Below are 24,988 nucleotides of genomic sequence, written 5' to 3'. Positions count from 1 at the left end.
CTGGGCTGGCCGCCGAACACAGTGAAGAAAAGACCGTGATGATCGACGCGACGTATCTGAAGGCACACCGCACCGCGTCCAGCCTGGGCGTTAAAAAGGGGGGCGTGGCCGCCTGATCGGCCGAACCAAGGGCGGTATGAATACAAAGCTGCACGCCGTCTGCGACAGCCTGGGGCGACCAATCAATCTCTTCGTCACCGCCGGGCAGGTGAGCGATTACATCGGCGCACGGGCATTGGTGAGCAGCCTGCCGAATGCCGAGTGGCTGCTCGGGGACCGGGGCTATGACGCAGACTGGTTCAGAGAAGCATTGAAAGACAAGGGGATACGAGCCTGTATCCCCGGCCGAAAGCAGCGCAAGACAGCCATCAAGTATGACAAGCGTCGATACAAGCGCCGCAACCGCATCGAGATCATGTTCGGAAGACTGAAAGACTGGCGGCGTGTGGCCACTCGCTACGACCGATGCCCAAAAGTCTTCCTCTCAGCCATCGCATTGGCCGCAACCGTCATGTTCTGGCTTTGAGACAAGAACGAGTCCTGACCCTAGCGCTCTTTCCGGAGAACATTTTCATTTTGGGCCAGTCGCGTTACCATCAGCCGTGTCAGAAACAGCGCGAAGTCTGGATTGTCTCGATATACCTGCATAAGAGCATCCTGGTTGATCCAATTCAACTTCACCTGGCCCGAAGCTCGCACTGTGGCGGCACGTTTGCCATTTGCACTGAAAAATCCAAGTTCACCGAAGATCGATCCCTTCGGCAATGTTTTCCCGAAATCTTCAACGACAACTTCACCGTCCGCCACGACATAAAGTTTGTCGGCAATTTCGCCCCGGCTGAATATAACAGCGCCGTCGGCAAATTCCTCTCTTGCCATGAAAGGAAGAAGAACTTCGAGGTTTGGCTCCTCGGTAAGGACTGCACGCATTCGCCGCCGTGTCTGCAACTGCTGTGCCGTGCGCCACACATTCATGGGTAAAAGAAGAAGGTGCAATACGAGAATGGGCATCAACCCTGCCATCAAGCCGTAGGATATGAAGAATAGATTGGATGTGATCGCGACAAGACGCAGTGGCAAGAGTGTGCGCATGCAGAAAGCCAGAAACACAAGTGCAGATGCGGCGAAGCCAATGACGTCTGCGATTGGCAAGGTCATATCATGCTCGATCACTGTTGCGCGGAATTCCAACAGTGAACCGCCCCTACCGATTTGCAAGGAAAATCTTGCCCTGACGATGGCTGCACAAAAGGTCGTCACATTTGGCGCGGAATACCCGTTTTTGAACGAAGGCTGGCTTCCGCTTCGGGGGGCAATGGGAATTCTCCCAGGGAATACCTGCGGACACCACAAGGTTGGTAAAGAACCGGGAGTTTTTCGGGCGATCAGTTCCTGGGTCTGGGGGTCGCGCCGACGATGAGTTTGTCTGGATCATGCAGATGTATTCCAACGGCGCGTGACTGCCAGTCGTCCGGGGTCACACGCAGTCCCGCTTGGAGGATACCGCATAGTAAGGGAGTGGGTATGAAGCCGAAACAACGCATCACCACCCACCGCGCCGGTTGCCATTGCGCCGAAGTACAGCTGTCGCGGTGCATTGGCCCTAACCGGAGTCCCTGACGTATGGGCGATGCGCGGGCTGACGCGCACGAAGCCTGTGCTGCCATCCAGACGGGAATGACCGATTGAGGCGGTAAAATCGCCGCAATATCCGTGCCCGTGCCGAAGATTACATAGCTTTCTCTACCATCATGGGTGCCCGGTCTGGCATCAGCGCCAATGGGACGGTCTAGGGTATGTGGCGGCAGGGCCGTTCCGGCGAGTCTCAGCGCACGATGGCGACCTGGGGCAGGGTGTATTCCCGAGACAGCACGTCTTCGCCCGGTCGGTAGATTCGCATGAGGAAATTCCAGCCTTCGCTGATGTCGCTCCGGTTGGCCTGGTCCCCGCAGGCCGCCTCGGACCCGAAGAAGGCCGTGAAGGTGCCGTCATCGTTGAAGGTCGCGTTGCGGTTGTTGATGATGTTGGTGTCGCTTTTCATGAAACCGTCGGCGCCATAGACCGTGATCGACCAGAAGGCTTCCGTTTCAGGCGCAACATAGGTCGCAGAATAGCAGACCGTCGGGTCCGAAGGGCCGACATAGTTGATATAGACGGCGTCCTTTTCAGGGAAGAGCCCCCATGCGCCGGCAGCGGCGAGGTGGCGCGTCTCTTCGTTGACCGTGCCGCGCGGTCCCATCCAATCGGGTTCGAAATGCGCAAAGGACTGGAACTCGGGTTCATAGCTGGCGCGCAGGGCAAGCATGCTGTCAATGTCCCAATCCGGAGAAACGAATGGCTCGGCGCTGGTGGCCTCCACCACGAACTGATCCTGCAGGGCGTTTGCGGTGGCGACATCGGCCGGGTCGGCGTCGTCCAGCAGTTGCACGCGGATCAGCAGGATCACGTAGCGCGTGTCGTCGGGAAGGTCGTAGGTTCCTGGGTCGTAAAACACGGCGGGCGCATAGTGATCGTTGTCGATCACCAGCACTGACAGGTAGCGCCCGTCCGGCGCCTCGGGCACCGTGATCGTCGCGCCACCCGCGGTGTCGACGACGGCGCTGGCATAGAGCGTGTCCTTGTTCATGCGGATCACCGGCTGATTGTCCAGCGTGGTGGGCGAGCGAATGAAGGCAAAGGCATTGATCTGCCCGTTGGATCGCTTCTGGAACTCGGCGAAGGCGGTGTCGGTTTCGGCCCGGATGTAGGACTCGGGCGTGACGGTGATCCCGTCAGCGGTGGTCGCACCCGCGAGGGCAAGGAAAGCGCCGGTAAACAAAATGCCAAGACGGGTGCGTGCTGGGAAAAGCGGCTGGGGCATTCTATCCTGTCCAGAAATTTGGGTGCCTGTTGGTACAACGGGATCGTGCGCCCCGCGAAATGTCAAGGCGCGGGCAGCGACACGAGCCTGCAATCCCCGCGCCTCCGTACCGTTGAAGGGAAGTGCATATGTCGTTTCTCCGAAGATATGTCCTGCCGGTGCTGGCGTCGGCGGTTCTGATAAGTACGACGGGCACCGTGCGCGCGCAGGAAACGGTCCCAAACCTGAGGGACGCCGCGCGCGATAGCTATATCTTTACCTATCCGCTGGTGATGATGTACCGCACCATGTTTTTGCAGGCGATCGACGCGACTTCGCCCTCGTTCTCGGGGGGCATGGGCGTGTGGCTGCATCTGGGCGTTGCCACGCCCGCTGACACCGACATCGTCACGCCGAACAACGACACGCCCTACTCCTACGCCTGGGTCGACCTGCGCTCAGAACCGTGGGTGCTGACGCTGCCCGCGATCGAGGCGGAGCGGTTCTATACCTCGCAGTGGGACGATCTGTGGGGCCATGTGCTGGACAACGCGGGCTCGGTGAACGACGGCAACGGCGGCGTGTCGGTGCTGCTGGCGGGTCCGGACTGGGCGGGCGATCTGCCTGCGGGCATCGACCGGGTCATCCGGGATGAAAGCCGCTTCCTTGGAACGCTCACGCGCACGCAACTCTTGCCGGACGGGGGCATGGATGCGGTGGAGGCGATCCAGAACGGATATGCCCTGCGCCCGCTCAGCGCCTCTCTAGACCAGCCCGCGCCCCGCCCGCAGAGCCGATTGACTGGCTGCCCTGGCAGGACGGCACGGAAGCGCGGCTTGCGTACTGGGACCACGTCGCCCGTCTTTTGCCGCTTGTCGCGCCGCACCCTGCGGATCGCAGGGCCTACGCCGCGCTCGCGCTCCTCGGGATCGTGTCGGGAGAGCCGTTCGACAGTTCTGCCCTTGACCCGGAAACGCAGGCCCATTTGCGCGCCGGGATCGACGATGCACGCGCGATCCTGGCCGACGAGGCGGGCGAACTAACCGATGGCACGAAGCTCTTTGGACCGCGCAGCGCCATGGGGCAGCGATACCTTGACCGGGCGCTTGGGGTTTATGTCGGCATCTTCGGCAATACGAAGGATATCTCGGTCTATCTGAACCGCGTGGTCGACGAGACCGGGGCCCCCCTGAACGGCGCGAAGGCCGCCTACACGATGACCTTCGGGCCGCAAGAGCTGCCCCCGGTGGAGTTCTTCTGGTCGATGACCATGTACCGCTTGCCCGAACGCGCGCTGGCCGAGAATCCCATCGGCCGTTACGCAATCGGTAGTGCAACGCCGGGCCTTGCGACTGCACCGGATGGATCTCTAACGCTTCATATCGGGACAAACTCTCCAGGCCCCGAACACGACGCAAACTGGTTGCCGGCGCCCGAAGGTCCGTTCTGGATGGTGCTGCGCAATTATGGCCCGGGGCAGAGCATTCTCGACCGGACCTACGATCTGCCGCCGGTGCGCGTGGCGAAATGACGATACCAGATGCCCTGAACTTGCGCGGCGCAGCAGCGCGACTGGTGCTGGACAACAAGGCCAGCTCAGTTCCCGCTGGCAGACGATCATGTCGATCTCTGCAAGGCATCGGGTTGATCTTGTCCCTTTGACCCGTCGCGGTCCTGCGGTCGGTTTTGCGAGCGCGAGTCTCGACCGTTGGTCGACGTGATGGTGTCTCTTATCGACATGCATCGCGCGGTGCATGGGGCCGAGCCGATCTGCACGGTCCTGCCGATTGCCCCTTCCACCTAACGCGAGCACCCGGCGAAGCGGGCCAATCCGGCCCGGTTGTCGGACCGTGCCCGACGTGACGAGGCACCGCGGCCCAAGATCCTGCCCGCCCGTTGTCCTATCCACCTGGACTGTCATGCATGCACCGCAAAGCGCCTCTGCAGTATTGGCGGTGCACAGTTCGGCACTGCGGGCATATGTGGGCCATAACGGAATCGCTTGTTCGAAGGAGCAGCACAATGTCGAAAGTTACGAAAGACGTCTTCGGGATCGCTTCGGTTGTCGCGGTTGCGGCAGTTTTTATCGGCGTGCATTCCTGGATGTACGTGCAGTAACGCGCGCCCGCGCTTGCCTGTCGGGAACCATCGCACGCAAATCCAAATGCGCTGCGCAGATCAGCCATCAGAACGAAACAGGGCGCCCGGTTTTCGGGCGCCCTGTCTTGTTGTCAGCCTGCCAGCCTATTAGCCAAGCAGAAGGTTCGGCAGCCAAAGCGCCAGTCCCGGAATGAAGGTCGTCAGGATCAGCGTCGGCAGCCAGGCGAACACGATGAAGATCAGAGTCGGCCAGAGCATCTTCGACACCGGGGTGTCACAGATCTGCGCACCGAGGTAGAGCAGGGGCGCCGTCGGGGGGGTGATGTTGGCCATTCCCAGATTGACGCCGATCACGGCTGCAAAATGGATCGGGTCCATACCGGTGCTTTGCGCGATGGGCAACAGGATCGGGGTCGCCAGAAGCAGGCCCGAGATGTCGTCCATCAACATGCCGATCAGGATCATGACGACGTTGATCATCAGCAGGATCACGATCGGATTGTCCGACACTGAATAGACCATATCCTTGGCCAGCTGGGGGGCGCCCTGGGCAATCAGATTGTCCGACACGATCAGCACCATGAAGATCATCACCATGACAACCCCGATGGTCACACCCGAGGTCTGGATGGTCTGCGCAAGGGATCTCCAGGTCAGGCCGCGGTAGAAGTAGATCGCAACAGGAATGGCATAGACCACGGCAATGCCGGCAGCCTCGGTCGGGGTCATGATGCCGCCGTAAATCCCCCCCAGAATGATGAAGGGCATCATCAGGGCTGGACCGGCAAGACGCCCCTGTTGACCCAGCATCGGCAGGAAGGGCTTGGGACGCTCTTTCAACTCGATGTTGTCATATTTCCGCAGCATGAACTGGTTGGCAATGATCAGCAGGGTGATCAGGATCATCGCCGGTATGACCGTCGACAGGAAACACTTCAGGACGTGCTGCTGGGCAATCCACCCATAAAGGATGTGTGACGCACTGGGCGGGATCAGAAGTCCAAGCGGGCTGGCACAGACAAGAAGCGCTGCGGATTGTCCGCGCGGGTAGTTGGCTTGCCGCAGGTGCGGCATCATGATCGAGCCGATGCAGGTCAGCGTCGCGTTGGCGGAACCGGAGATCGAGCCAAACACCCCGCAGGCCAGAACCGCCGCAGCGCTCAACCCCCCCTTGATGTGACCGATGAACATTTCAGCAAGCGTCACCAGCGGGGCCGCGATCCGTCCTTTCTCCATGATGCCGCCGGCAAGCATGAACAACGGGATCGCCAGAAGCACCAGGGACCGGATGCCGGTTGACCCTGTTGGCAGATAGCCGGTGATCGACTGATCCCCGACCAGCGCGATAAAGACCAGAACCGCCCCGAACGCGACATAGACGCTGACACCCAGAAGCAGCATCAGGCATACGATAATTAGACTTCCAGTGATGATCACTTCGCGGCCTCCTTCAAAGTGTCGGAGCGGAGCGGGAGGCCCAGTCCCTTTCGGATATGGACGTAGAGATAGGCGCTGGTGAACAGCGCCATGAAGCCGAAGGCACACATGATGGCAATTCGCCAGGACACGAAGGGAATGCGCAGCACTGGTGTGGACCGCAACCGGGGGAAAGAGAAGTCGTCAAGCAATGACATGTAGCAGGCATAGAAGAGGAAAAGGATCACAACCAGTTCGATCACAAGCACGATGAACCCGCGCCACCAGATCAGCTTAGGGTCATGGATGACGATGCCCAGAATGTCGGCGTTGATGTGCAGATTGCGGGACGAGGCCAGAACCGCGCCGGCAAAGAAACCGACGATGCTGATGCCCAGCAGCCATTCTTCATAGGCAAAAAGGTCGCCTCCGAAGCCGTACCTGATGACCACGACGGCGCCGAAGGTGAACGCCATCAGAAATCCGGTGAATGTCACGATCACCCGCATGACATAGGCCACGAATTTCAGCGGATACCCGAATACCGGCGGGAGTTCGTCTGTGATCTTTCGCTGACCCTCTCTGACCGCATAGCCAAAGAAAGTCGGCTTTTCGGCTTGTGTGTTCGACATTCCACCCCCCGGTTTTTTGGTTCAACATATTGGAAAGGGAGGCCGCTCTTGTCGGCGGCCTCCCTGAGGGTTCGGGTGATCAGTTCCCGGCCGGCATCATGCGGTCGATGATATCCTGACCGACGTTCTTTGCCATCATCGGCCAGATCTCTTCGCGAACCTTTGCGGCCATCGCGGCGTGTTCTTCCGGGCTGTACTTCAGGATGGTGTAGCCGGACTCGACCAGCTTCTGTTCGAACACCGCATCGTTTTCGCGGTTGTAGGCAAAGAAGTCGTCCGACGCCTTGGTCAGCGCCGCTTCAAGCGCCGCGCGCTGTTCGTCGTTCAGTTTGTCAAGCGAACGCTGCGAGGCGTAGTAGGTGGTCATTTCCTGGATCGCATTGACTTCGACGAAATGCGTGCCGACGTCAGACTTGGCGAAGATGGAATAGGTCGCGGTCTTGGTGCAGCAGATCGCGCCATCGACGATGCCCGACTGGATTGCGGGGAAGATATCGCCCCAGGCCATCGTGGTTGCCCTGTAGCCAAGAAGTTCCACCATGCCTTTCACGATGGGCGAAGACCAGACGCGGATGTTCATGCCCTTGTCGTCGAAGGTGTTGTAGTTGTTTGGCTCGCGCGTGGCGACGATGCCGACGAAGCCTTCAGGGTTCTGCGCGAAGATATGTACGCCGTATTCGTCGGTGATCTCTTGCAGGACGTTGTTGTATTCGGAGTTCATGTCCCGCATGACGCTGTCCATCTCGTCCCAGCCACTGACCAGGAACGGCATCGACAGATAGTCGAAGCGCGGGTCGGTGTCGGCGTAGATGAAGGCCGACACCATGTCGATGTTGCCGCGCGCCACGTCTTCAAAAAGCGCCTCGCCCGAGCCAAGCTGGTTGGCGGGGAACACTTCGATGGTCAGGCCCACATCGGCAGCCGCGACGTCGGCGGCGACCTGCTCCATCATCTTGGTGCCCTGGTGATCGATCGGGAACGTGCCCGCGAAACGAAAGGTCATGTCTTGTGCAAACGCTGCGGTCGACATCGTGGCGCCGAGCGCACCTATCACCAGTGTATTGGAAATCGTCTTGAATTTCATCGGCTTCTCTCCCTTGGGTTCTTTTTTGTTCGGCTTGGAAGCGCCTTTTGGCGCTGCGTCACAGTTGGCGTTCGCTCAGCCTAGGCAATTAGGATGATAGTGGCAATTTGTTTCGATTGGTCGCGATTGTTTGGAACAAACCGCTGTACAACCCCGCATCCTTCTTTTGAAAGCCACCCTCGATTTCAGGCGCCTGAACGACAAACATGGATTGGCCCGATGCGACCCTCGGACCCTCGCCAGCACCAATCCTTCGGCTCTGAGGCCAAAGGAAAAATCAACTGGCCATTCAAGATGATCTGGTGCAGCATCTAGGTTCCGCAGCGGAATTCGGTCACTGCTGACCCAAGGGCACTGGGCCATTTCCCGACAGTCGCTACGTTGCCCGCAGGGCGCGAAAAACAGGTGCAATACAGAGGTATTGACGTATTTGGAGCCCTGATATGAGCACACCGTTCAGATGACAGCGCAAGAGTCTCTCACTCTATTGGCCTGCCAGATTGCAATTCCGCCGACGACGACCGCGCAGGCGCGTGACAGTCATCTTGCGGATACGGCTGCAAAGCTGCGAGAGCGGCTGACCGAAAAGCGCGCTGATCTCGTGGTCCTGCCCGAGCTTTCCAGCATCGACTATTCCCGCGCAGCGTTTGACCAGCTTGATGAGATTGCCGAACCGCTGGACGGGGCCTCGTTTCAGACGTGGGCAGCACTTGCTGTCGAATTCGGCATTCATGTGTGCTATGGGTTTGCCCGGCGGGACGACGCCGGGACCTATATTTCGATGGCGGTTGTCACGCCGGAAGGAGAGCTGGCCGGGCACTATGACAAGCTGCATCTGTGCCAATACGGCGCTTCGATGGAGAAAGACTATTTCTCGATCGGCAACGGCATCTTCACGTTCAAGGTCAATGGCTTCACCCTGTCGCCAATCATTTGCTACGACATCCGTTTCCCGGAACTGTCGCGAGTTCTGGTTCTGAAGCACGGCGTGGATGTCATCCTGCATAGTGGCGCCTATTTCAGGGACCCGTCCTTTCCCACCTGGCATGCCTTTGCCACGACGCGCGCGCTTGAAAATCAGGTGTTCTTCCTGTCGCTGAACCGCGCGGGTCAGGAATATGGGAACTCGCTGTTCTGCTATCCGTGGATGGACGATACTTGCGGACCCCAGCATTTCGCTGACCGGGATGAGGATTTTCGCTACGTCGCAATTGATCCTCAGCACATACGCGAAGCGCGCGCCAACTACACGTTTCTGATGGACAGATGGGACAGCTATGACCGGCCCTGCCTGACCCATCCGTGACCAAGCCGACTAACAAACACTCTGGCACGGCCAGACCGTGATAATGCGTTGGGAGACACGACGGTGAACAAAGCAACTGCTGCAATCCAGGACATCGACAATCCGTTCCGCGCACGGGTCCGTGCAAATTACACCGCCGAAGAAGCCGCGCTTCTCGGGTCTCTTGCGGCCGGCATCAAGCTGTCCAAGGCAGACCGTGACAAGGCCGCCGCCGTGGGCGCGACATTCGTCAAGCGGGTCCGGAGCGAAACCAAACCGTCGATGATGGAGGCGTTTCTGGCCGAATACGGGCTTTCGACCTCGGAAGGCGTTGGCCTGATGTGCCTCGCCGAGGCGCTGTTGCGGGTGCCGGATGCCGACACGATTGATGATCTGATCGAGGACAAGGTCGCGCCGTCGAACTGGGGCGCGCATCTGGGGCATTCGTCGTCGACGCTGGTGAATGCCTCGACCTGGGCGCTGATGCTGACCGGCAAGGTGCTGGATGATGAACCCCGGGGTCCCGCACGCGCCTTGCGCGGGCTGGTCAAACGTCTGGGTGAACCGGTCGTGCGCACCGCCGTCGGACAGTCGATGAAAGTGCTGGGACGACAGTTCGTGCTGGGCCAAACCATCGAAGAAGGCATGAAGAACGCCCGCGAGCTTGAGAAGAAGGGCTATACCTATTCCTATGACATGCTTGGGGAAGCGGCGCGCACCGACGACGATGCCGTTCGCTATCATGCCGCCTATGCCAAGGCGATCACCGCGATCGCCAAGCAGGCCAAGGGCGACGTCCGCTCGTCTCCGGGCATTTCGGTCAAACTGTCGGCCCTGCACCCGCGCTATGAGTACACCCACAAAGAAACAGTGATGGCCGAGTTGGTCCCGCGGGCGATCGAACTGGTGAAGCAGGCGGCCAAGGCCGGGATCGGCTTCAACATCGACGCCGAAGAGCAGGACCGCCTGGACCTTTCCCTGGACGTGATCGAGGCGATGATGTCCGAGCCGGAGCTTGACGGCTGGGATGGATTTGGCGTGGTGGTGCAGGCCTATGGCCGTCGCGCTGCCCCGGTGATCGAAACGCTGTATGACATGGCCGAACGCCATGATCGCAAGATCATGGTGCGGCTGGTCAAGGGCGCCTATTGGGACACCGAAATCAAGCTGGCGCAGGAGTTGGGGGTCGAGCGGTTCCCGGTCTTCACCCGCAAGAACAACACCGATGTCAGCTACATGGCCTGCGCGCAGATGCTGCTGGACCGGCGCGACCGGATCTATCCGCAGTTCGCCACCCACAATGCGCACACCTGCGCCGCCGTCGTGCAGATGGCCGGCAACGACAAGGACAGCTTCGAATTCCAGCGACTGCACGGCATGGGCGAATCCCTGCACCAGATCGTCAAGGAATCCGAAGGCACCCGCTGTCGCATCTATGCGCCGGTTGGCGCGCACCAGGATCTGCTGGCCTACCTCGTCCGTCGCCTTTTGGAAAACGGCGCCAACTCGTCCTTCGTGAACCAGATCGTCGATCCCGACATCCCCGCCGAGGCAATCTCTGCCGACCCGGTCAGCGAGATGGAAAAGCTGGGGGATGAGATCGCCAACCCGTCGATCCGGCCGCCATCCGAGCTTTTCGCACCCTACCGTCGCAACTCGAAAGGCTACCGCGTCAACGAACCCGCTTCGATCCTGCCCTTGATGGCCGCGCGCGAGGCGTTCGCCGATGTGACATGGGATGCAGGCCCGATGCTGGCCGGTGGCCGCGCCTCGAACGGTCCCAAGCGCGAAGTCTATTCTCCCGCTGACAAAAGCCGCATTGTCGGCACCGTTCAGGAGGCCTCGGCCGAGGATGTCGCCGCAGCCCTCGATGCTGCCGAAGAGGGGTTCAGGGAATGGTCGGCCAGGCCGGTATCGGACCGGGCGGATGTCCTGCGCAAACTGGCCGACATGTACGAGGACAACACCGCGGAACTGACCGCTATCACCACGCGCGAGGCGGGCAAGACCGTGCTCGACGGCATCGCCGAAGTGCGCGAGGCGGTGGATTTCCTTCGCTTCTACGCGAACGAGGCCGAACGTCTGAGCGAAGAGGAACCGGGCAGCCCGCGCGGGATTTTCGTTTGCATCAGTCCCTGGAACTTTCCGTTGGCCATCTTCACCGGCCAGATCGCGGCGGCGCTGGCTGTCGGCAATGCGGTTCTGGCCAAACCCGCCGAGCAGACTCCGATCATCGCCGCGCGGGCTGTGCAGATGATGCGCGACTGTGGCTTGCCAGAGGCGGCCCTGCAGCTTCTGCCCGGCGACGGTCCTACGGTCGGCGGCCCGCTGACCTCGGATCCGCGCATTGCCGGCGTCTGTTTCACCGGCTCGACCGAAGTTGCGATGATCATCAACAAGGCGCTGGCGAAGAACGCCGGGCCGGATGCGGTGCTGATTGCCGAAACCGGCGGTCTGAACGCCATGATCGTGGACAGCACCGCGCTGCCGGAACAGGCCGTGCGCGACATCCTGATCTCGTCGTTCCAGTCTGCCGGTCAGCGCTGTTCGGCGCTGCGTATTCTCTATGTCCAGGAGGACGTGCACGACAAACTGATGGAGATGCTGTCCGGCGCGCTTGATGCGCTGGTGATTGGCGATTCCTGGCGGCTGGATGTCGATGTGTCGCCGGTCATTGATGCCGATGCGCAAAGGGACATCATGGGCTACATCGACGGGCACCGGAAGGCGGGCACCCTGATCAAGACTTTGCCCGCGCCCGATGGCGGCACCTATGTCACGCCGGCAATCGTCAAGGTGGGCGGCATCGCCGACATGGAACGCGAGATCTTTGGCCCTGTGCTGCACGTGGCGACGTTCAAGGCAGACCAGATTGACAATGTGGTCGACGCCATCAATGCGCGGCAATACGGCCTGACATTCGGGCTGCACACCCGGATCGACGACCGGGTCGAGCAGATCATCGAACGCATTCAGGTCGGCAACTGCTACGTCAACCGCAACCAGATCGGTGCCATCGTCGGCAGCCAGCCGTTCGGCGGCGAAGGCCTTTCGGGCACCGGGCCCAAAGCGGGCGGTCCGCTGTACCTGACCCGGTTCCGAAAGGTTGGCAAATCCGGCAGCCACGCTGCGCCCGTGGGTGCCGCGGTCAGCATGGAAGCTGTGCGAAAGGCCGTGTCGACACTGGATGCCCGCAACTGGGCCGCACGGCCGGACCGGGTCCACGCCCTGCGCACGGCCCTGAGCGGAAGTGTCGGCGTGGTGCGCCGGGCGCTGTCGGAAACCGCCGCTTTCGACACCTCGCCACAGACGCTGCCGGGGCCGACGGGCGAAAGCAACCGTCTGAGCACGTTCCCACGCGGGAATGTCCTGTGCCTTGGTCCGACCCCCGAGATCGCCTTCGCACAAGCCGTACAGGCTTTGGGTGCCGGGTGCCCGGTGGTGATTGTCGTGCCCGGCGGCAAGGCCCTGGCCGCACCATTGTCCGACGCCGGCGCACCGGTTGTGGCCCTGGACGGAACAATCGATCCCGAAAGCCTGGCAGACATGGCGGACATCGACGTCGTGGCGGCCGCGGGTGCATCGGACTGGACGCACGCCCTGCGTATCGCCCTGTCGCAATGTGAAGGCCCAATCGTCCCCCTGGTGGTCGAGGAGATTGCCCCTGAACGCTATGTCCTGGAACGCCACCTTTGCATCGATACCACTGCAGCAGGCGGCAACGCAAAATTGCTGGCGTCAGCGTCGTAAAGGGAACTCACCGCTGGCCCCGGGGCGGATGGGGCTGCGGTGATTTCCAACCTTGGACCGCCGGAAGCTGGAAGCTTCCCAATGTCTCACGAAGACGGGCCGGGGACGCCTTCGGTGTGTTTGTGTGGCCTTGTGAATGCGGCCCCAGATGTTTGTGCCGGCCCCTTGCGATCTGTCCTTCGGCAATCAATGCCCGGTGATTTCAAAAATCAGTCAGCAGAAACTGAACCCGGTGGGCTCTACAAATCTAGGGGGCCTCAAGCTTCAACTGCACCTTGACTGCCTTCTCGCGGTTGGCGGCTGTCTTGAAGGCCTCGACAGCGTCTTCCAAGGGATAGGTCTGGGTCACGATCGGGGTCACGTCGATGACGCCGCGATCAATCAGGTCTACCGCCTGTGCGAACTCCGGGTGGAAGCGGTGCGTGCCCTTGAAGTTGATTTCCTTGCCGACGATTGCGTTGATCGGAAGGCTCAGGCTGCCGGCGACGCCCACTTGTACGATTGTGCCGCGCGGACGCACGGCCGCGATGGCAGAGAGGATGGCGGGTTCGGCGGCGGAGCATTCGAACACGATATCGAAGGGTCCGTGTTCGGCCACGTATTCGGCCACGCCGTCACGGTTGGCACCAATGTTGATTGTCTTGGTCGCGCCCATCCTTTCGGATACGGCCAGCGTGAAGTCGAACAGATCGGTCACAACGATGCTGTCGGCCCCCTGCATTTTGGCAACCGCCACGCACAGCGCGCCAATCGGCCCGGCCCCGGTAACCAGGACTTTCTTGCTGCCAAGCGGACCCGCCTGAGCCGCGGCATGCAGGCACACCGCCAGAGGTTCGCTACAGGCGGCATTGGCCAGCGGGGTGTCCTTGCCGATCTTGAAACACTGTCGCTGCGGCGTCACCATCTTGGATCGGAACCCACCCTGAACATGGGGAACCGTGCGCGCAGAGCCCATGAAGCGCATGTTCACGCAGTGCTGAAATTCTTCGCGGGCACAGTATTCACAATCAAAGCAGGGCTGGCTGGGGCTGACGGCGACGCGGTCGCCGATCTGAAGGTCGCCCACCTTGGCGCCCACCGCCTCGATCACACCGGACACTTCGTGACCCAGAATGATCGGGGCAATGACGCGCACCGGGCCGAAGCCGCCGTCTTGGTAATAGTGCATGTCAGACCCACAGATCCCGCCGTGGGTCATGGCGACACGCACATCGTCGGGGCCCATGTCGTCAAGGGCAACCTCATCAACGCGCAGGTCATTTTGTTTGTGAAGAACACAGGCTTTGATGGTCATGTTTTTTCCTAAGGCATGAGGACAGAAGGCAGCCATGTCGAAATGGCAGGCACATAGGACACCAGCAACAGCACAAGGATGTTGGTGAACAGGAATGGAAGGATTGCGATCACGACAGGGGTGAGCGGCAGGCGCGCGATCCCGGCGCAGACGAACAGGCAGACACCCAGGGGGGGCGTGGTCAGGCCGATCATCAGGTTCAGAACCGCGAAGGTCGCGAAGTGCAGCGGTTCGATATCCACCGCAACGGCAAGTGCCAGAAGCGGCACGAAAAGGATGATCAGCGCCGCGATCGTTTCCATGAACATTCCGACCAGCAACAGCAGGATGTTGATGATCAGGATCACCAGGAACTTGTTGTCGGTCATCGACAGAACCGCCGAGGCAATCGCCTGCGGGATCTGTTCCGACACCAGAATCCAGCCGAAGACATTGGCAAACCCGACAAGCAGCAGGATGCCCGTGGCGGACACGGCACTGTCCACGACGATCTTCGGAATCTCCAGAACCGGCAGTTCGCGGTAGATGAACAGCCCGATCACCATGGCATAGACCGAGGCAACGATGGCCGTTTCCGTGGGTGTCGCGATCCCGCTGAGCAGGCCGTAAAGAATGATCCCGGTCATCGCGAGCGCCCAGAACGCCCCCGCAAACGATTTGCCGATTTCGCTGAAGCCTTGCCAGTCCTGTTTGGGGAAGTTCTTCTTGCGCGCGATCAGATAGGTCGTGACCATCATCGCAAGACCCATCAGGATGCCGGGAATGGCCCCCGCCAGGAACATCTTGCCGACGGAAATGCCCGACAAAGCACCGACAATGATCATCGGGACGCTGGGTGGGATGATCGGCCCCACGGTCGAGGACGCCGCGGTGACGGCCGCCGAAAAATCAGCCGGATACCCCGCCTTTTTCATCCCCGGAATCATCACGCCACCGATAGAGGCCGCATCGGCCACAGCCGTGCCGGTGATGCCGCCAAACAGCATCGACGCGCCGACGTTGGTCAATCCAAGGCCACCCCGGATCCAGCCAACCAGAGAGTTTGCGAAGCGGATAATGCGTTCGGTAATTCCGCCACGGTTCATCAGGTTGCCCGCAAGGATGAAACCCGGAATGCTGAGCAGGACGAATACGTCCATGCCCGCATACATTTTTTGCGGCATCACCACGGCGGGGATGCCCATGATCAACAGATAGCTGAGCGAGCTGACGCCCAGCGTCACGGCCACGGGCAGGCCAATTATCAGCCCAACGACAAATACGGCGATCAGGATTGTAAGGCCCATCAGACGAGATCCTCGCGAACGTCCGCTTTGCCATCACGGCCGGCAAACACCATACCGATGACTCTGAAAACGGCGAAAAGTAAAAGGGTCACCAGCAGCCCAAAGACCGTGAAATGGACGAAGTCCATGCGCAGGGTCATGGCCGGGGATGTTTGCATCGCACCGATGGAGACATATTTCCAGGCGGGTGGAATCAGGTAGGCACAGAGCAAGGCGGTCAGCGCGGCGGAAACCAGCCGCAGCCGCCACGGCCATTTTCCGGGCAGGTTTTCGCAGACAACATCGACGTTTACCAGATCACCGGAGCGCAGCGACAGGCCCGCCCCGAAAGCGACCATGTAGAGCATCGAGAACCGTGTCAGCTCTTCGGTCCAGATCGGAGAGGAGCCGAACGTCCGCCCCAGGACCTGCGTCAGGACTGTCACGATCAACACCAGGAACGAGATACCGACACCGATGCGGCAGACAGCGTAGAAGAAGCTTTCAATTCTGGCCATGGGACTGTTTCCGGCTAAAGGGCAAGGAATTGCCGACCCGATGTCGGCAATTCCCCTTTATTTCAGGCAGGTTCGCTTAGTTGGCGAACAGGCCTTCGACGATCGGCTTGATCTCGTCGCTGACGTTGGCAAGAACCGCGTCACGGGCGGCAGCCTGGAAGGCAGCGCCATCGACTTCAACGAAGGTCATGCCGTTTTCCTCAAGGTAGGCTTTGTCGGCGGCCAGGCTGTCAAGCAGCAGGCTGCGCTCGTATTCCTGGGCGGCGGCGGCGGCTTCCATGACGGCGGCCCGATCCTCTTCGGACAGCTTGGCCCATGTGGATTCAGCGATCGTCAGATAGATCCAGGACCGCACGTGCTCGGTCTGGTTCACGTACCCCTGAACTTCGTTGAAGTTCGCCGAGCGGATCAGCGCCAGCGGGTTTTCCTGACCGTCGATCACGCCGCTTTGCAGCGAGGTGAACACTTCGGAAAAGGCCATCGGGGTCGGGGATGCACCAAGGGCCGCCCAGACATCGACGAACAGCGGCACGTTCGGAACGCGCATCTTCATGCCGTCCAGGTCCGCAGGGGACTCGATCGGGCGTTGCGAGGTCAGGTTGCGCGGGCCGCGAGCAAAGAATGCAATCGGGCGCACCTGGGCTTTTGCGATGATCTGAGCTTCGATCTGATCGCCGATCTCGCCACCGGCCACTTCGTCCATGTGCTCGAGCGAGCGATAGGCGTAGGGCACGGCCAGAAGGGCTGCCATCGGCGCCCAGTTCTGAAGGCTTTCACCTGTAATGGTCATGTCCACGGTGCCAAGCTGCATGCCGTTGATCAGGTCGATCTCTTTGCCCAGCGACTCGTTCGGGAACACCTGAACCGCGATACGCCCGTCGGTCCGCGCGCTGAGTTCTTCGCCGAAACGAACTGCGGCAAGGTGCCATGAGTTGTCTTCGTTGGCGAGGTGGCCGAGTTTCAGCGTCATTTCCTGGCTGAAGACAGCGGTGCCGCTGGCAATCGCCATGCAGCTTGCAGCCGCCAAAGTGGTGAATTTCGAAATTAGGCTCATGGTTTACTCCTCCTAGAGTTTTGGATTTTCTTCGCGGGACTCGCCCGGCGAATTCTCGAAGTGGTCAGGGTAAAGTGCCCGAACGCGCGGCAAACTGTTGAGAATCTCGCGCAGATGGGCCCGCATGGCGTCCTCTGCTCCGCTCACAGTTTTCTGCTCGATGAAGTCGACGATCTGTTCGTGTTGACCAATCAACTTGGATATGTGGAATTCTTCGAAGGTGATGAACCGCACGCGGTCCATTTGTGACTTGATGCCTTCAAGGAACCTCCATGATTTCGCCAGCCCCGCCCCTTGGGCAAGGGTCATGTGGAACCGTTCATCCAGTTCCATGAATTTTTCGGGTGAGCCTTTTACGACCTTTTTCTGCAAGGACAGCTGCGCGCGCAGCTCCTTGATCAGATCGCCACTGTCCTCGGAGGCAAGTTTGGCGACAATGTCGGACTCAACGGCCTCGCGCACAAAGCGGGCGTTCAGCACGGCGTCGTAGTCGATCTTGCACACATAGGTGCCACGCTGGGGGCGAACCTCGACCAGGCCCTCGTTCATCAGGGTGATGAAGGCTTCGCGCACCGGCTGGCGGCTGACGCCGTATTCCTTTGCAAGCTCCGGTTCGGACAGGCGGGACATCGGGCGCAGGTCATTGCGGATGATACGGCTTCGCAGGATTGCACGCAGCTGAGGGCTCACAGCCTTGCGGTGATCCAGCACCCATCCCTCAACGTCGACCAAGTCCAGCATGTGTCATCCTCCTGCCTTTTCTATACTTGCCTACTTCCATACAAGTCAACTAAATGTTATGGTTTGCTGGGGTCTCATCGGGACCGTAATCTTTTCAATGCGTTGCGCATTGTGGCGGAGAACAGCATGCAACAATCTTGGCGTTGGTTTGGACCAAAGGATACAGTTTCGATCCCAGATATGCGACAGGCGGGGGTCACCGGGGTGGTCAGCGCGCTGCATCACATCCCCAATGGCGTGGTCTGGTCGGACGAGGAAATCAAACGGCGCCAGCAGCAGATCGAACAGCAGCCGAACGGCGCGCCGACAAGTCTGGTGTGGAATGTCGTCGAAAGCCTGCCGGTGTCCGAAAACATCAAGCAGCAGACCAGCGATTGGCGCGCCCAAATCGAAAACTACAAGCAAAGCATCCGGAATCTTGCAGCGGCCGGCGTGCCGGTGATCTGCTATAACTTCATGCCGGTGCTGGACTGGACGCGAACCAATCTGGGGTATGAATTGCCCAACGGTGCACGGTGCATGCGGTTCGACGTGGTCGATTTTGCGATCTTCGATATATTCGTTCTGGCTCGTGACGGGGCAAGCGATGATTTCCCCGCCGAGGTCGTGCAGCAGGCCAAGACACGCCGCGATACGATGACCGACACCGACCTTGATGCGTTGATGCAAAACGTGATCTGCGGACTGCCGGGCGCCGAAGAGGGATATTCCCTTGACGATCTGCGCGCGCATCTTCGCGCGTATGACGGAATCGACGCCGAGCGTCTGCGCCAGCACCAGATTGATTTCCTGGCCGAGGTCGTGCCCGTGGCGGAAGAAGTGGGTGCGCGCCTGTGTTGTCACCCCGACGATCCGCCCTTCGCGCTGCTGGGCCTGCCGCGCATCATGTCGACCGAAGCGGACTACACCCGCCTGATGGCCGCCGTGGATTCGCCTGCAAACGGGATCACGCTGTGCAGCGGCTCGCTGGGCGTGCGCGCCGACAATGACCTGCCGGGCATGATGCGTCGCCTTGGGTCACGGGTGCATTTCGTGCACCTGCGCAACGTCTGCCGAGAAACCGACGGCCTGCCGAATTCCTTCCACGAGGCCGCGCATCTTGAGGGCGTGACCGATATGGTCGAGTTGATCGCCGCCGTGCTGGACGAGGAAAAACGCCGCGCCGCCGAAGGTCGTACGGATTGCAACATCCCGTTCCGCCCCGACCATGGGCAGGATATCCTCAGCGATCTCGGGAAGAACAGCCAGCCTGGCTATCCCGCCGTGGGCCGCCTCAAGGGGTTGGCCGAATTGCGCGGCATCATCGAGGCCCTGTCCCATCCGAGGTCTGCGGCATGACGGGTTTGACTTCCCGAAGCATCGCGAAGGCGCCAGCTACGGCGGCCACCCCGCAGTATGACCGTAACGCCTGTGGTGTCGGGATCGTGCATCTTGGCCTTGGCGCGTTTCACAAGGCGCATCAGGCGTTTTACACCGATGCGGCCCTGGCGGCAGAGGGCGGCGATTGGAAAATCATCGGCGTCAGCATGCGCAATGAACAGGTGGCGGCGGATTTCAACGCCCAGGACGGACTGTTCACGATCCTTGAAAAAGGGAACGACGGCGCAAAGGCGCAGATCATCGGCAGCATCGACCACGCCGTGTGCGCGCGCACCCAGCCCGAACAGGTTCTGGACGCCCTGTGCGATGCCAACGTCCGCGTGGTCACGACCACCGTCACAGAGAAAGGCTATGGTATCGACCGCGCGACTGGCGGCCTTGACCTGTCCAACCCGGTCATTGCACAGGACTTGACCCGCGACAGCGCCCCGGTCGGGGTCATCGGGCTGATCGTCACGGCACTGGCGCGGCGCCGCACCAGAGGCATCGCGCCCTTTACGGTGCTTTGCTGCGATAACCTTCCTGAAAACGGCACATTTCTTCGCGCCGGGTTGATCGACTTTGCCAACCGGTACGATACGGACCTGGGCCAATGGATTGCCGACACCGTCGCTTGCCCCTCGTCGATGGTGGATCGCATCACCCCGGCGCAAACCGCCGATACCCGCGCGCTGGCGCAGGAACTGACCGGCTCCGAAGACGTTCTGGCGATCGAAACCGAGAGCTTTCATCAGTGGGTGATCGAAGACAATTTTCCCACCGGACGCCCGGCATGGGATGCGGCGGGTGCGATCTTTACCAATGATGTCGCCGCATATGAAAAAATGAAGCTGCGCCTGTTGAACGGCAGCCATTCCCTGATCGCCTACATGGGCCAGCTTCTTGGCAAGCAGTACGTGCGCGATGTCATGGCAGACCCGTGTCTTGAAGCCATCGTGCGCCGGCATCTTGAAGAGGTGTCTGCGACCTTGCCCGCCTTGCCCGATATTGATCTGCCGCAATACCGTGCCGATCTGATCGCGCGATTCCGCAATCCGAATATTGCACATGAGACCCTGCAGATTGCGTCAGACGGGTCCGAAAAGATGCCGCAAAGGATCTTTGCCCCCGCGGCCGACGCAATCGCGCACAACCTTTCAATTCAAAGCGGCGCCTTCGCGACGGCTGTCTGGATGTGGTACTGCAAAAGGGGCGGCAAAGGGATGGATGATCGCGCGATAAACGACCCACGCGCAGACCTGCTCAGAGCCGCCGCGCAGGGTGACACTCCGGACGAAATACTGTCCGCATTCGAGAGAATGCCGGGGTTGTTCCCCAAAGAGTTGTCTGAGTCCCCAGCATGGCGGAAAAGTGTCCTTGGTGTTCTTGGGGACCTAGCAGAAAACCCAATTGAACAGGTTGTTGAAACAACGTTCGGACGCATTTCGTGAAATCTGCGTGCGCGCTGAATCGACAAGCTGGTGCGGGGTCTGTTTGGAGCCCGGATATCTGTTTTCAGGCAACAGGCAAGATGCCGTGACCCGACTTTTGATGGCCGTTTGAAGGGTCAGCAGGATTCCGCAACACCGCCCTTAGGCCGCCGACCAATCCGCCGCCAGCCACGCAATTGTGGGCGTTCGAGTTCTGGTTTGTGACAGGTTTCAGGCCCTATTTCGCCTGCCTGCTTCCCAGAAACCGGCAGATCGCCCTCAGCAGAAGGAGGTTGACCAGCGGCATTGCTGCCGCAAGCCAGGGCCATGTTGCTTCAGGTGCGAAGTCGATGAAGCGATTCCAGGGGAGACCAAGCGGCAACAGAAACACTCCGGCCAGCGGATCGCGTTCCTGTCCGAACAGACCAAACTGGCCGATCAGAAAAATCCCAATGGCGAAGAGCCACAGCATACCGAACAGCCAGACAATGATCTTGCAAGGCCTCATCGGAAGCTCGCCCTGATTTCCGGCACTACAGGGTGCCTTCGTTGGTCAACGACGTGATGTCCGCCGTGGTCCCGTCGCTGTAGCCGATGCAACTCCAACGGGCACGTTGTGGACCAACCCCGACGATCACCTGGGTTCCGGCTTGCGAATAATCGGACGACAAAAGCACGACGTCTCCGTTGTTCGTGGTCCTGGTGACATCCCTCAGGCAGGCCTGCTCTTCGATGCTGGGCGTGGCGGAAGGGGAGGTACCGGTGCTGTGCTCGACACAGGCCGAGAGCGCAAGAAGCGAAACCAAACAGACAGTGGTCGTAGCTTTGTTATTCATCCTGGCTCTCCAAACAGGAATACGCGATCATTCGATGCCAATGATCAAGTTGTAGCCTTGCCGTGCGCCGGTGCGGTTGATCACCTCGATCACGTGATCTCCAGATTGCCAAAGCTGGCCGCGATACTCCCGATCACCGCCCATGAGATCCCGAAGGAAAGATCCGTCGGGATTGAAGATCTGGTAGTCGAGGGGCCCTCCGTCAGCGGCAACGCGGGTGTACAGGAACTGATCCTTTGCAGCGCCGATCACGTACTGGCGTGAGGCACCCGGTGCCAATGCATCGCTCAGCTCCGTTCCGGTCGTCCCGGCATTGAACCTGACGCGCACCCGATCCGTTGCCCCGGCCATGGCGCCCCCGCCTTCGTCGGCAGCGCTTGCGACGCTCAATTCCCCGACGGTACCGTCGGAAAAGGCACGGCAGCGCCAGGTGGTGCCACCAAGGTCGCGCAGCATGACCAGGGTTGCGGCCTCGGAGAACTCCGAACTCAGCACTTCGCCGGATTGCCCATCCGGCCCGCCCACGACCCTAAGCTGGTCAATACAGCCGTCTATGGCATCCTGTTCTGCTGAAAAGACGGGGATCGCGACCAGGGTTGTTGCGACCGCAGCTGCGGTGAGTTTGCTGAATGGCACGATGGACCTCTCTACGGTTGATATTCGAAAGGCTATTGGCGACCCGAATGCTGCGCAAGCAACATGTTTGGGTTGTTAACCCGACCGCAAACTGTACCGTCAACCGGACAATAAATGGAGAATTTACATGAAATTCACATCCACGCTTTCCGTTCTGGCCATGGTTGCCCTGACCGCCTGTGTCGACGATGGCGCCTCGGTCGGCCAGCCCAGCGTCGGCAGCAGCAGCGATCTGTCGTCCTTCGAAGGCACCCGCGCCGGGCAGGCTGAAATGGGAATTCAGAACCTTGGGTACGAATTGGTGCGCACCGAAGGCCTGACCGCCTATTGGTTCAATCGCAGCACGGGCGCCTGCGCGCGTGTCGTCACCGCAGACGGACGCTATTCTTCCGTGGACATGCTGCCGTCCGGGGATTGCTGATCATCCGTTGATGGACGCGCGCCGCGACAAGCGATCTTGAAGAAGACGTGATTGATGGTGCAGGGCGCTATGCAGTCACGTTCTCAGACGACGGCAGTTGCGCGCTGCAGGCTGACTCCAATCGCACCACCGGGACATGGGCACTGGAAGACACGCAACTTGTGCTTGAGTCAGGCCCGGCGACGCTGGCACTCTGTCCGCCACCGTCGTTGGGCGACGCGTTCGCGCGTATGATGACGGCTTCGAATGTCTTTGAATTTGACGGGGACAACCTTGTCGTTCGCGTCGAGGATCCCACGTATCGGGTCATCCAGCTGGAAAGCGCAGGGGCCGCCCGCTAGGCACGCGCCACTGCCCCCCATCTGCTAACGGCCTGCGTATGATCAGGCCCTGCGGTGGCCGTGCACCCGCGCCCGCGGCGCGACCTACTGCGATCCAGAAGTGTCCGCCGCAGTCGGTTGCGGTGTATAGTCGTAGTGCCAGGGTTCATGGAGCGAGGACAGCGGCCCGGAGAAGCACGGCCCGGCGGCTGTCACGCTTGCCTTGAGTTTGTCTTCCCAGCCGCCCTGCCGCCACTCGGTCTCGATCGCGTCATAGTCCGTGCTGGCGATGATCTTTCCATCCTTCGTGATCTGGAAATCAATCGCCTGCGCACGCCCATGCCGCGAAAGTCCCGGCGCGGCGATATGCGCGCGGGTTTCGGGGGTATAGCGCTTCAGCCATTTCTCGAAACGTGCCAGCGCTTTGGGGTCGGTAGGGGAGGGTGTGGCCGCTTTGCTGTTCAGCCAGGCCTCGTGGATTTCGGCACCCGACACCCCGACGGAGTTGTTCTCGTTCCAGTGGTCGATCTGCGTGTCGAGGCTCCGCACGCGGGAATGTACATAGATCGCGTGGCCGGGATTGCGTTCGGCAAAATCGGCACTGATGGCGTCAATCTCGGATTGCAGCGCCAGTTGCGCCTCGGATCCCTGGAACGCGGCAATCTCTTCCTCGCTCCAGCTCCAACGCTCCTCCAGCTTGCCGGAAAACCGCAGGTAGCTGCGCATGGCAAGAAGCTTGCGCGGCTCTTCCGGGATCGCGGCAACGGCGGAGGCAACCTGCTCCGGCAGAAGTTGCGCTGCAATGGCATCCAGATCGGCGGTGTCTTCTGCCAAAGCGACAGTGACGCCGAAGATCAGCGCATGGAACGCGCCGACAATGGCACCAGGCGTCTGCCCGAAACGTCGCATCAAATTGCCCTCTCTATTCCCTGAGGCATGTGCGGCATCGGCTGCGGGCTATTCCACATTTCCAATGATCACATGTTGCGGCACCTGATAGGTCTGCTGACCCAGGGACACCACGATCACATCTCCCGACAACGCGCTGGATTGTGCATCTAAAGCGCTGCCTTCCGCGATGTCTGCATAGACCAGCTCGCCATCTGAAAAATGCACGGCGCGCTCGCCCGCGTCGGGATCATAGATCACCAGAACCGCCGAGTGGTCGCCGTCTCGCGCAACGCCATAGTCGCAGCTCAGGACCGGGCTGTCGTCCGAGCCCTGGCAATCGAGGCTGCCGATGTTGTCGAACACGCCCTGCTGCGCCCGCACCGTGGCCGGTGCAGGCCGCAGGTACTCTGCCGCGGCCCAGCCGGTGGTGCCCGATGCGTCCAGAAAGGTGATGTTGCACCAGTCGTAGCTGTCCCCGACCTGGCATCCCTGATTGCGCAGAAGTGTTCCGGGCAGGACGCGGGTGACCACCGGTGCATCCGTGCCGGGCGCCTGTCGGATGTTCAGCGGTCCACGGACCCCGTCCACCGTGACGTAACCGATATCGAAAACCGACGGCAGCAATTCGGCCAGCCCCAACTGGGTTTCACCCCGGGAAAGTACGAAAGCGCCGGTGAAGGGATCATGGGCGAACGCAGTTTCCCCCTGCAGCAGTTGCAGGATCGTCTCTTCCTGCATGGCAAGGGCGTCATCGAAGCACGCCATCCGGGTCACGGCCAATGGGGTGTCCACCACCAGAACCGTGTTTTCGAACCGTGCCGATCCGGTGAAGCTGTTGCAGCCGGTGTTGCCGGCGATGGTGCCATCCGCGCCAAGCGCGATCTGGGGGTCTCCGGCCGCGGCCGAGCCGTTCACCGATACGATGGTCCAGTCACTTGCCAGCCCCAAGGTCGGCGACATGCAGGCGGTGGCGGCAAGCCCGAGCGCCCCGGCAAGGCGGTACAGATCATTCATCGGTGTCTTCCTTGATGAAATCGGATACATGGGCGCTTTCGCACCCGTCCGGCGACGGCGTACTGGGCGCGGGGGCAAGGCTTGCGCGTGGTACGGCCGCGAA

The 24,988-nt window shown here is 60.6% G+C and carries 23 protein-coding genes, 1 pseudogene and 1 other annotated feature; of the genes and pseudogenes, 9 read left to right on the top strand and 15 right to left on the bottom strand.

Annotated elements, in window-relative coordinates; genetic code table 11:
* Positions 1-526, top strand: a pseudogene (locus ACP15K_RS11970) (IS5 family transposase); the annotation flags it as partial.
* Between the two features lie 20 nt (positions 527-546).
* On the opposite strand, the gene ACP15K_RS11965 reads toward ACP15K_RS11970, so the two are convergent.
* A complete protein-coding gene (locus ACP15K_RS11965; RefSeq protein WP_424990615.1) occupies positions 547-1,158 on the bottom strand; it encodes a cyclic nucleotide-binding domain-containing protein in 612 nt (203 codons plus the stop codon).
* Between the two features lie 667 nt (positions 1,159-1,825).
* Positions 1,826-2,860: a DUF1254 domain-containing protein gene (locus tag ACP15K_RS11960; RefSeq protein ID WP_424990614.1), complete on the bottom strand. Its 1,035-nt coding sequence runs from the start codon at positions 2,858-2,860 to the stop codon at positions 1,826-1,828.
* A gap of 128 nt (positions 2,861-2,988) precedes the next feature.
* Here ACP15K_RS11960 and ACP15K_RS11955 point away from each other — a divergent pair, with 128 nt between their 5' ends.
* The gene (locus ACP15K_RS11955) at positions 2,989-3,882 is read left to right on the top strand and encodes a DUF1254 domain-containing protein (protein WP_424990613.1); all 894 of its coding nucleotides are present in this window, start codon (positions 2,989-2,991) and stop codon (positions 3,880-3,882) included.
* 35 nt (positions 3,883-3,917) lie between these two features.
* The gene (locus ACP15K_RS11950; RefSeq protein ID WP_424990612.1) at positions 3,918-4,370 is read left to right on the top strand and encodes a DUF1214 domain-containing protein; all 453 of its coding nucleotides are present in this window, start codon (positions 3,918-3,920) and stop codon (positions 4,368-4,370) included.
* Between the two features lie 147 nt (positions 4,371-4,517).
* Positions 4,518-4,634 (top strand) — a sequence feature (AL1L pseudoknot).
* A gap of 452 nt (positions 4,635-5,086) precedes the next feature.
* Here the strand turns inward: ACP15K_RS11950 and ACP15K_RS11945 are convergent.
* The 3 genes from ACP15K_RS11945 to dctP all read right to left on the bottom strand — a co-directional run bounded on the left by ACP15K_RS11945 (position 5,087) and on the right by dctP (position 8,071).
* Positions 5,087-6,376: a TRAP transporter large permease gene (locus ACP15K_RS11945; RefSeq protein ID WP_193142838.1), complete on the bottom strand. Its 1,290-nt coding sequence runs from the start codon at positions 6,374-6,376 to the stop codon at positions 5,087-5,089.
* The gene (locus ACP15K_RS11940; RefSeq protein ID WP_193142837.1) at positions 6,373-6,987 is read right to left on the bottom strand and encodes a TRAP transporter small permease; all 615 of its coding nucleotides are present in this window, start codon (positions 6,985-6,987) and stop codon (positions 6,373-6,375) included. Before ACP15K_RS11940 ends, ACP15K_RS11945 begins: the two co-directional genes overlap by 4 nt.
* Positions 6,988-7,066: 79 nt before the next feature.
* Positions 7,067-8,071, bottom strand: coding sequence for a TRAP transporter substrate-binding protein DctP (dctP, locus tag ACP15K_RS11935; RefSeq protein WP_193142836.1), 1,005 nt, complete (start codon positions 8,069-8,071; stop codon positions 7,067-7,069).
* A gap of 460 nt (positions 8,072-8,531) precedes the next feature.
* On the opposite strand from dctP, the gene ACP15K_RS11930 reads away from it, so the two are divergent.
* Positions 8,532-9,377, top strand: a complete 846-nt coding sequence (locus ACP15K_RS11930) for a carbon-nitrogen hydrolase family protein (RefSeq protein ID WP_424990611.1) — start codon at positions 8,532-8,534, stop codon at positions 9,375-9,377.
* 63 nt (positions 9,378-9,440) lie between these two features.
* Positions 9,441-13,106 (top strand): bifunctional proline dehydrogenase/L-glutamate gamma-semialdehyde dehydrogenase PutA, encoded by a 3,666-nt coding sequence (gene putA, locus ACP15K_RS11925; RefSeq protein ID WP_424990610.1) that lies wholly within the window; start codon positions 9,441-9,443, stop codon positions 13,104-13,106.
* Positions 13,107-13,353: 247 nt separating this feature from the next.
* Here the strand turns inward: putA and ACP15K_RS11920 are convergent, their stop codons facing one another.
* The 5 genes from ACP15K_RS11920 to ACP15K_RS11900 all read right to left on the bottom strand — a co-directional run bounded on the left by ACP15K_RS11920 (position 13,354) and on the right by ACP15K_RS11900 (position 17,978).
* A complete protein-coding gene (locus tag ACP15K_RS11920) occupies positions 13,354-14,400 on the bottom strand; it encodes an L-idonate 5-dehydrogenase (RefSeq protein WP_193142833.1) in 1,047 nt (348 codons plus the stop codon).
* An 8-nt stretch (positions 14,401-14,408) separates the two neighbouring features.
* Positions 14,409-15,686 (bottom strand): TRAP transporter large permease, encoded by a 1,278-nt coding sequence (locus tag ACP15K_RS11915; RefSeq protein WP_193142832.1) that lies wholly within the window; start codon positions 15,684-15,686, stop codon positions 14,409-14,411.
* Positions 15,686-16,183: a TRAP transporter small permease gene (locus ACP15K_RS11910; RefSeq protein WP_424990609.1), complete on the bottom strand. Its 498-nt coding sequence runs from the start codon at positions 16,181-16,183 to the stop codon at positions 15,686-15,688. Before ACP15K_RS11910 ends, ACP15K_RS11915 begins: the two co-directional genes overlap by 1 nt.
* Positions 16,184-16,259: 76 nt before the next feature.
* Positions 16,260-17,237, bottom strand: a complete 978-nt coding sequence (locus tag ACP15K_RS11905; RefSeq protein ID WP_193142830.1) for a TRAP transporter substrate-binding protein — start codon at positions 17,235-17,237, stop codon at positions 16,260-16,262.
* Between the two features lie 12 nt (positions 17,238-17,249).
* Positions 17,250-17,978 (bottom strand): GntR family transcriptional regulator, encoded by a 729-nt coding sequence (locus tag ACP15K_RS11900; protein ID WP_424990608.1) that lies wholly within the window; start codon positions 17,976-17,978, stop codon positions 17,250-17,252.
* 126 nt (positions 17,979-18,104) lie between these two features.
* On the opposite strand from ACP15K_RS11900, the gene uxuA reads away from it, so the two are divergent.
* Both uxuA and ACP15K_RS11890 read left to right on the top strand, forming a co-directional pair.
* Entirely contained in the window at positions 18,105-19,316 is a 1,212-nt protein-coding gene (uxuA, locus tag ACP15K_RS11895) for a mannonate dehydratase (RefSeq protein WP_424990607.1), read from the top strand.
* On the top strand, positions 19,313-20,788 hold the full coding sequence (locus ACP15K_RS11890) for a mannitol dehydrogenase family protein (protein WP_193142827.1): 1,476 nt from the start codon (positions 19,313-19,315) through the stop codon (positions 20,786-20,788). The genes uxuA and ACP15K_RS11890 overlap by 4 nt, the downstream gene beginning before the upstream one ends.
* A 217-nt stretch (positions 20,789-21,005) precedes the next feature.
* Here ACP15K_RS11890 and ACP15K_RS11885 read toward each other — a convergent pair whose 3' ends face one another.
* From ACP15K_RS11885 to ACP15K_RS11875, 3 genes are all read right to left on the bottom strand, one after another.
* Positions 21,006-21,239, bottom strand: a complete 234-nt coding sequence (locus tag ACP15K_RS11885) for a hypothetical protein (RefSeq protein WP_424990606.1) — start codon at positions 21,237-21,239, stop codon at positions 21,006-21,008.
* 61 nt (positions 21,240-21,300) lie between these two features.
* A complete protein-coding gene (locus ACP15K_RS11880; protein ID WP_193142825.1) occupies positions 21,301-21,603 on the bottom strand; it encodes a hypothetical protein in 303 nt (100 codons plus the stop codon).
* A gap of 27 nt (positions 21,604-21,630) precedes the next feature.
* Positions 21,631-22,239, bottom strand: coding sequence for a hypothetical protein (locus ACP15K_RS11875; protein ID WP_193142824.1), 609 nt, complete (start codon positions 22,237-22,239; stop codon positions 21,631-21,633).
* A 127-nt stretch (positions 22,240-22,366) separates the two neighbouring features.
* Here ACP15K_RS11875 and ACP15K_RS11870 point away from each other — a divergent pair, with 127 nt between their 5' ends.
* Both ACP15K_RS11870 and ACP15K_RS11865 read left to right on the top strand, forming a co-directional pair.
* A complete protein-coding gene (locus tag ACP15K_RS11870) occupies positions 22,367-22,660 on the top strand; it encodes a hypothetical protein (RefSeq protein ID WP_424990605.1) in 294 nt (97 codons plus the stop codon).
* A gap of 47 nt (positions 22,661-22,707) precedes the next feature.
* Positions 22,708-23,001, top strand: coding sequence for an META domain-containing protein (locus ACP15K_RS11865; RefSeq protein ID WP_193142822.1), 294 nt, complete (start codon positions 22,708-22,710; stop codon positions 22,999-23,001).
* An 84-nt stretch (positions 23,002-23,085) separates the two neighbouring features.
* On the opposite strand, the gene ACP15K_RS11860 is transcribed toward ACP15K_RS11865, so the two are convergent.
* Both ACP15K_RS11860 and ACP15K_RS11855 read right to left on the bottom strand, forming a co-directional pair.
* Positions 23,086-23,889, bottom strand: a complete 804-nt coding sequence (locus ACP15K_RS11860; protein ID WP_193142821.1) for a hypothetical protein — start codon at positions 23,887-23,889, stop codon at positions 23,086-23,088.
* Positions 23,890-23,937: 48 nt separating this feature from the next.
* Positions 23,938-24,885 carry an META domain-containing protein gene (locus ACP15K_RS11855; protein ID WP_193142820.1) on the bottom strand — a complete coding sequence of 316 codons (948 nt, stop codon included), beginning with the start codon at positions 24,883-24,885 and terminating at the stop codon, positions 23,938-23,940.
* Positions 24,886-24,988 lie beyond the last annotated feature (103 nt).

It is taken from the genome of Fluviibacterium sp. S390 (genome assembly GCF_049800695.1).
In the GTDB taxonomy this organism is placed as follows: Bacteria; Pseudomonadota; Alphaproteobacteria; order Rhodobacterales; family Rhodobacteraceae; genus Meridianimarinicoccus.
The sequence above is the reverse complement of the archived record's forward strand: the minus strand, read 5'-3'. Positions and strand labels throughout refer to the sequence as shown.

What these genes read in the sequence shown, in the direction of transcription:
- ACP15K_RS11880 (WP_193142825.1), bottom strand. Translation starts at nt 21,603, where the DNA reads ATGAATAACAAAGCTACGACCACTGTCTGTTTGGTTTCGCTTCTTGCG.
- ACP15K_RS11940 (WP_193142837.1), bottom strand. Translation starts at nt 6,987, where the DNA reads ATGTCGAACACACAAGCCGAAAAGCCGACTTTCTTTGGCTATGCGGTC.
- ACP15K_RS11955 (WP_424990613.1), top strand. Translation starts at nt 2,989, where the DNA reads ATGTCGTTTCTCCGAAGATATGTCCTGCCGGTGCTGGCGTCGGCGGTT.
- ACP15K_RS11930 (WP_424990611.1), top strand. Translation starts at nt 8,532, where the DNA reads ATGACAGCGCAAGAGTCTCTCACTCTATTGGCCTGCCAGATTGCAATT.
- uxuA (WP_424990607.1), top strand. Translation starts at nt 18,105, where the DNA reads ATGCAACAATCTTGGCGTTGGTTTGGACCAAAGGATACAGTTTCGATC.
- ACP15K_RS11885 (WP_424990606.1), bottom strand. Translation starts at nt 21,239, where the DNA reads ATGCTGTGGCTCTTCGCCATTGGGATTTTTCTGATCGGCCAGTTTGGT.
- dctP (WP_193142836.1), bottom strand. Translation starts at nt 8,071, where the DNA reads ATGAAATTCAAGACGATTTCCAATACACTGGTGATAGGTGCGCTCGGC.
- ACP15K_RS11860 (WP_193142821.1), bottom strand. Translation starts at nt 23,889, where the DNA reads ATGCGACGTTTCGGGCAGACGCCTGGTGCCATTGTCGGCGCGTTCCAT.
- ACP15K_RS11960 (WP_424990614.1), bottom strand. Translation starts at nt 2,860, where the DNA reads ATGCCCCAGCCGCTTTTCCCAGCACGCACCCGTCTTGGCATTTTGTTT.
- ACP15K_RS11950 (WP_424990612.1), top strand. Translation starts at nt 3,918, where the DNA reads ATGGGGCAGCGATACCTTGACCGGGCGCTTGGGGTTTATGTCGGCATC.
- ACP15K_RS11890 (WP_193142827.1), top strand. Translation starts at nt 19,313, where the DNA reads ATGACGGGTTTGACTTCCCGAAGCATCGCGAAGGCGCCAGCTACGGCG.
- ACP15K_RS11915 (WP_193142832.1), bottom strand. Translation starts at nt 15,686, where the DNA reads ATGGGCCTTACAATCCTGATCGCCGTATTTGTCGTTGGGCTGATAATT.
- ACP15K_RS11905 (WP_193142830.1), bottom strand. Translation starts at nt 17,237, where the DNA reads ATGAGCCTAATTTCGAAATTCACCACTTTGGCGGCTGCAAGCTGCATG.
- ACP15K_RS11910 (WP_424990609.1), bottom strand. Translation starts at nt 16,183, where the DNA reads ATGGCCAGAATTGAAAGCTTCTTCTACGCTGTCTGCCGCATCGGTGTC.
- ACP15K_RS11870 (WP_424990605.1), top strand. Translation starts at nt 22,367, where the DNA reads ATGAAATTCACATCCACGCTTTCCGTTCTGGCCATGGTTGCCCTGACC.
- ACP15K_RS11855 (WP_193142820.1), bottom strand. Translation starts at nt 24,885, where the DNA reads ATGAATGATCTGTACCGCCTTGCCGGGGCGCTCGGGCTTGCCGCCACC.
- ACP15K_RS11965 (WP_424990615.1), bottom strand. Translation starts at nt 1,158, where the DNA reads ATGACCTTGCCAATCGCAGACGTCATTGGCTTCGCCGCATCTGCACTT.
- ACP15K_RS11920 (WP_193142833.1), bottom strand. Translation starts at nt 14,400, where the DNA reads ATGACCATCAAAGCCTGTGTTCTTCACAAACAAAATGACCTGCGCGTT.
- ACP15K_RS11900 (WP_424990608.1), bottom strand. Translation starts at nt 17,978, where the DNA reads ATGCTGGACTTGGTCGACGTTGAGGGATGGGTGCTGGATCACCGCAAG.